Consider the following 5,329-nt stretch of genomic DNA (forward strand, 5'->3'; position numbering starts at 1 on the left):
GGGCTGAAGCGCGGCGTCGACAAGGTGATCATCGAGTTCGAGCCGATGTGGGTGCTGCGCGCCTTGCAACTGCATTTCCTGGCGACCCCGCTTGGCTATCAGCGCACCTATGGCAACCAGCAGGTGGTCGCCACCTTGCTGACCTTCAACGAGCACACACTCGATGTGGTGCGGTCGCGCCGCAATCATTTTGCTCCCGTGCTGGCCAGGGGATATCCCGACATGCTCGGGCAAAGGCGTGCGTCATGAGATCGGAGACAGTCATGAGCACACATCCGCAACCTGAACTTCGCAACCACACGCTGGTGGTCACCGTGTCGTCGAGTGACGGCCGGCCGGTGCTGGACAGGAGGGCCTATGAAAGCCTGGCAAGGACCTTCCATGAAGCAGCCGACAATGAGGAGGTTCGCGTCGTCGTCTTGCGCGGCCTGGCAGGCTGTTTCTGTCTGGGCGGCGACTTCTCCGAATTCCTCGACGCCACCAAGCACCAGAAACTGATCGCCGCCGTCACCGACCTGTTCCGCACGCTGGCGACGTTTCCAAAGCCCATCCTTGCCTGCGTCGATGGCGATGCCGTCGGTGTCGGCTGCACCATCCTGTTCCATTGCGACATGGTGATCGCGTCCGATGAGAGCACGTTCAGGGTGCCGTTCGTCGATTTCGGCCTGGTGCCGGATGCGGCGACCAGCATCCTGGCGCCGCAGAAGCTCGGCTACGCCGGTGCCTTCCGCTTCTTCTGCCTCGGCGACACGCTTCGCGCCGAAGATGCCAGGGCGCTCGGCCTGGTCGCGGAGATCGTGCCGGGAGGCACCGTCGAGGAGGCGGCCCTTGGTCGGGCAAGACAGCTCGTCAAGAAGCCGGTCGCCGCCCTGCTGCAGACGCGCGGCCTGCTGAAGGGGAACACCGAGGCCCTCTGCGATCGCATCGATCAGGAGATCTCGCTTTTCCAGCAGGCGCTGCAGGATGATACGACGCTGCGGCGATTGCAGCGTATCGCCAGGCTGGCGGCTTAAGCATCATGATTGCGTCGCGCGGTTCCTGCCGCGCGACGCAAAAAAGCGTCAATCCTGTTTTCCCAGGAATGACGGCCCTTCGCCGATGATCTTCTTGTCTTCCTTGCCGATGATTTCGAGATCGCGCCCCTCATAGGGCAGAGACGACAGGATGCGCCGCATGACCGCAAGCCGCGCGCGCCGCTTGTCATTGGCCCGTACGATGATCCACGGCGCGAATTCCTTGTGGGTGCGCTCGAACATTGTGTCGCGCACCTTGGTGTAGTCGTCCCACTTGGTGATGCCCGCAACGTCGATGGGCGAAAACTTCCAGCTCTTCAGCGGGCTGTAGCGGCGGTCGTGGAAGCGCTCGAGCTGCGTTTCCCGGCCGATGTTCAGCCAGAATTTGAAGAAGTGAATCCCCTCGTTGGAGATCATCCGCTCGAAATGCGGCGTCTCGTCGAGAAACTGCTCGTGCTGCTGCGGCGTGCAGAAACCCATCACCGGCTCGACGCCGGCGCGATTGTACCAGGAGCGGTCGAAGGTGACGAATTCGCCTGAAGTCGGGAAGTGGTCGACATAGCGCTGGTAGTACCATTGCCCCAGTTCGGTCGGGGTCGGCTTGGTCAGCGCCACGTTGCGTGCCGTGCGCGGATTGAGGTACTGGCGCACCACGAAGATCGTGCCGCCCTTGCCGGCAGCGTCGCGGCCCTCGAACAGCGCCATCACCCGTTTGCCGGTCGACTGCAGCCAGGCCTGCGCCTTGACCAGCTCGATCTGCAGCTTCTCGAGCGTCTCGTCATACTCATCACTTTTCATCTTCTTGTCGTAGGGATAGCCGCCGGCAGTCAGCTTGTTGTCCTCGACCCAGTCGGGAAGCACGGGGTTTTCGATGTCGAACTCCCGTTCCTTGCCGCCGATCCTGATCTTCAGCGGCCCCGAAGTTGGCGCGGCGGGACTTTCCTTGGCTTTTTTCATCGAGACGAACCCTTTCCAGCTTCCGGACTCATGCTATGGGGAGCCTCCGGAACGGTCTAGTGGAAGTTTTTCCGCCACCGTGGACCGGGTGCGAAGGCATGGGGTGCGGGCCCGCGGGCAGATGGCTGACCTGGACACAGAGCAGAGAGGCATCGCGCAAACCATGGCCGCACGGCTGTGGAACAGCCGCTGGCTGCTTGCGGCCGGCGTCGTCGCGGTCGTCGCCGTTTATGCCTTGGCCGGGATTTCAGCCTATGTCGTCCTCGCGGCGCTGCTGTTGCTATTTGCAGCGGCAATACTGCCGGCCGCCGGCGCGCGCCAATCCACTGGCAGCGGAGCCGCCATCGAGGCCACCGGCCTGCAGAGGCTCTCGGGTGAATATCTGGCCGCCGCCGTCGCCGATCCGCTGATCATCTTCGACCGGGCTGCCACCATCGTCCATGCCAACGCCGCCGCCTTCGCCGCTTTCGGCGGCATCGCGCCAGGCATGTCGCTGTCGCTGAAATTCCGGGCGCCGGAAATGCAGGCTCTGCTGGATGGCGTGCTATCGGGCGATGTCGCCTCCGATATCGTCGACTATACGGAGAAGCTGCCGGTCGAACGGGCTTACCGGGTGAGCGTGTCCTCGGTCGGTCACGCCACCGATCTCTATGTGCTGGTGTTCAAGGACCAGAGCGAAACGCGCAGGATCGACCGCATGCGCGCCGACTTCATCGCCAATGCCAGCCACGAACTGCGCACCCCACTTGCCTCCATCGCCGGCTTTATCGAAACGCTGCGCGGGCCAGCCCGCAACGACGCGGCGGCGCGCGACCAGTTTCTGCAGATCATGCAGAGCCAGACCGGCCGCATGGCGCGTCTGATCGACGATTTGTTGTCGCTGTCGCGGCTCGAGATGAAACCCTATCTGAAGCCGGGAACCGAGGTGGACCTGCGCCAGACCGTCGACAGCGTCATCGACTCGCTCGGACCGCTGGCCAGCGAAAACGCCGTTGCCATCGAGCGGCGCTACGCCGACGGACCGCTTCATGTGCCTGGCGATCGCGATGAGCTTTTCCAGGTTTTCGAGAACCTCCTGGAAAACGCCTGCAAATACGGGCAGTCGGGTGGGCGCGTGGTTGTATCCATAGCGCATAGCGATGCCGGACCAGAGCCGGGCATCGACGTGACGATCAGGGACTTTGGCCCTGGCATTCCCGAGGAGCACATTCCGCGCATTACCGAGCGCTTCTACCGCGTCGATGTCGAGACCAGCCGGACCCAGAAAGGCACCGGCCTCGGCCTGTCGATCGTCAAGCATATCCTGACGCGCCACAACGCCCGGCTTTCGATCAAGTCCGAAGTCGGCAACGGCGCGGCATTCTCGGTTCATTTGCCGGCGCACTGATATCGCCCTAATTCAAGGGCACTGTTTCTTTTTTCTGTCATCCGGCTAGCGTATCAGCGGGGATTCGAGGAAACGACTCAAAATCAAAACACCCCGTGGGAAGGCATTTGCCATGCAGTCCGTGCACATCGTCAGCGCTTATGACGAGGAGTTGAAATATCTGTCGAAGCGCATCGCCGCGATGGGTGGCCATGCCGAGCGCATGGTCGAACAGGCGGTCACCGCTCTCGTCAATGCCGACCCGGGCCTTGCCCAGAAGGTCATCCGCGACGATACCGTACTGGACGAGGGCCAGCGCGAAATCGACGACAAGGCGATCATCATCATTGCCAAGCGTCAGCCGATGGCGGCGGATTTGCGCGAGATAGTCGGGACCATCCGCATCTCCGCCGACCTCGAACGGGTTGGCGATCTCGCCAAGAACGTTGCCAAGCGGGTTGTCGCCGTCACCGACGGACGCCAGCCGACCAGCCTGTTCCGCGGCCTCGAGGCTCTGTCCAACCTGGCATTGACCCAGCTCAAGGAAGTGCTCGACGTCTACGCGTCCCGTTCGGTGGAGAAGATCGGCTTCGTGCGCGATCGTGACGACCAGATCGACGCCATGTACACATCGCTGTTTCGCGAATTGCTGACCTACATGATGGAAGATCCGCGCAACATCACGCCCTGCACGCATCTGCTGTTTTGCGCCAAGAACATCGAGCGTATCGGTGATCACGCCACCAACATAGCCGAGACCATCTACTACATCGTCACCGGCGATCAGTTGCCGGCTGAGCGGCCCAAGGGCGACAAGACCGACAAAATCAGCCTTTCCGAGACGCAGCCGGTGAAGTGAACGCCGCCTCTCGAACCGTCACCCGATTTACGATAAGCTTTCCGGGCTTTGCCTCTATCCTCGTCCGTGGATTTGCTCCGGGAGGTCGTGATGGAAAATGTTCGGAACCTGACCCCGGCGCCTGCGCCGATATCCGGCATTATCGCTTGCGGCGTTTACACCGCGGGCCGCCGCATCGCCGACATTCCCATCGAGGAAGCCGGCGAATGGGCAAAAAAATCCGGTCACGTCGTCTGGATCGGCCTGTTGGAGCCCGACCGTAACCTGTTGCTGCGCGTCCAGGCGCAGTTTCACCTGCATGAGCTGGCGATCGAGGATGCCGAGCACCCGCACCAGCGGCCGAAGATCGAGCAATATGGCGACGCCTTGTTCATCGTCGCCCGCACCGCGCAGCTGATCGAGGGCCGGGTCACCTTCGGCGAGACCCATTTGTTCGTCGGCTCAGGCTACATAGTCAGCGTCAGGCACGGTCCCTCGACGTCCTATGCCGCCGTTCGTCAGCACTGGGAAAGCTGCCCGCACTCGCTGGCCAAGGGCGAGGATTTCGTCCTCTATGCCATCCTCGATTTCATCGTCGACAATTACATGCCGGTGCTCGAGCAGATCGAGGACGAGGTCGAGGCGATCGAGGACAAGGTTCTGCTGAAGCCGATGACCGCTCCCGACATAGAGCGGCTCTATATGCTGCGCCGCGATCTCCTGCGCCTGCGCAATGCCGCGCTTCCGCTGGTCGAAGTCTGCCGAAGGCTGACCAGCGCCGAGCTGCCGCAGATCCACACCGCCATGCATCCGCTGTTCCGCGACGTCACCGATCACATCCGCACCGTTCAGGAGAAGATCGACAGCCTGCGCGAGGTGCTGGCATTCGCTTTCGAGGCGAGCTTGCTGGTCGGCCAGAGTCAGGAAACGGCCAACACCAAGAAGCTCGCTTCCTGGGCCGCAATCCTGGCGGTGCCGACGGCGCTCGCCGGCATTTACGGCATGAACTTCAGCGACATGCCGGAACTGAAGATGGAATACGGCTATCCGGTGGTTCTGGCCACGATCGCGCTGATCTGCGCGTTTCTGTATTGGCGGTTCAGGAAGAATGGCTGGTTGTGAAGTAGGGCAGTAGGGCAGTAGGGCAGTAGGGCA

General features: G+C 62.1%; 5 protein-coding genes and 1 pseudogene. 5 read left to right on the forward strand and 1 reads right to left on the reverse strand.

Annotation, left to right across the window (positions count from 1 at the left end):
* A pseudogene (locus EN884_RS24520) lies at positions 1-249 on the forward strand (autoinducer synthase); the annotation flags it as partial.
* A gap of 14 nt (positions 250-263) precedes the next feature.
* Positions 264-1,013, forward strand: a complete 750-nt coding sequence (locus EN884_RS24525; protein ID WP_013533649.1) for an enoyl-CoA hydratase-related protein — start codon at positions 264-266, stop codon at positions 1,011-1,013.
* A gap of 48 nt (positions 1,014-1,061) precedes the next feature.
* On the opposite strand, the gene ppk2 is transcribed toward EN884_RS24525, so the two are convergent.
* The gene (gene ppk2 / locus EN884_RS24530; protein WP_013533648.1) at positions 1,062-1,970 is read right to left on the reverse strand and encodes a polyphosphate kinase 2; all 909 of its coding nucleotides are present in this window, start codon (positions 1,968-1,970) and stop codon (positions 1,062-1,064) included.
* A 121-nt stretch (positions 1,971-2,091) separates the two neighbouring features.
* Between ppk2 and EN884_RS24535 the strand changes: the two genes are divergently transcribed.
* The 3 genes from EN884_RS24535 to EN884_RS24545 all read left to right on the forward strand — a co-directional run bounded on the left by EN884_RS24535 (position 2,092) and on the right by EN884_RS24545 (position 5,296).
* Complete coding sequence (locus EN884_RS24535) at positions 2,092-3,357, forward strand: ATP-binding protein (protein WP_063170011.1); 1,266 nt, start codon at positions 2,092-2,094, stop codon at positions 3,355-3,357.
* Between the two features lie 112 nt (positions 3,358-3,469).
* Positions 3,470-4,195, forward strand: a complete 726-nt coding sequence (phoU, locus tag EN884_RS24540) for a phosphate signaling complex protein PhoU (RefSeq protein WP_013533646.1) — start codon at positions 3,470-3,472, stop codon at positions 4,193-4,195.
* 90 nt (positions 4,196-4,285) lie between these two features.
* A complete protein-coding gene (locus EN884_RS24545) occupies positions 4,286-5,296 on the forward strand; it encodes a magnesium and cobalt transport protein CorA (protein WP_013533645.1) in 1,011 nt (336 codons plus the stop codon).
* Positions 5,297-5,329: the final 33 nt, after the last annotated feature.

It is taken from the genome of Mesorhizobium sp. M7A.F.Ca.AU.001.01.1.1, assembly GCF_004022735.1.
GTDB lineage: Bacteria > Pseudomonadota > Alphaproteobacteria > Rhizobiales > Rhizobiaceae > Mesorhizobium > Mesorhizobium ciceri.

Excerpts from the sequence above, each read along its gene's own strand:
- EN884_RS24545 (WP_013533645.1), top strand. The coding sequence starts at position 4,286 with ATGGAAAATGTTCGGAACCTGACCCCGGCGCCTGCGCCGATATCCGGC.
- EN884_RS24535 (WP_063170011.1), top strand. The coding sequence starts at position 2,092 with ATGGCTGACCTGGACACAGAGCAGAGAGGCATCGCGCAAACCATGGCC.
- phoU (WP_013533646.1), top strand. The coding sequence starts at position 3,470 with ATGCAGTCCGTGCACATCGTCAGCGCTTATGACGAGGAGTTGAAATAT.
- ppk2 (WP_013533648.1), bottom strand. The coding sequence starts at position 1,970 with ATGAAAAAAGCCAAGGAAAGTCCCGCCGCGCCAACTTCGGGGCCGCTG.
- EN884_RS24525 (WP_013533649.1), top strand. The coding sequence starts at position 264 with ATGAGCACACATCCGCAACCTGAACTTCGCAACCACACGCTGGTGGTC.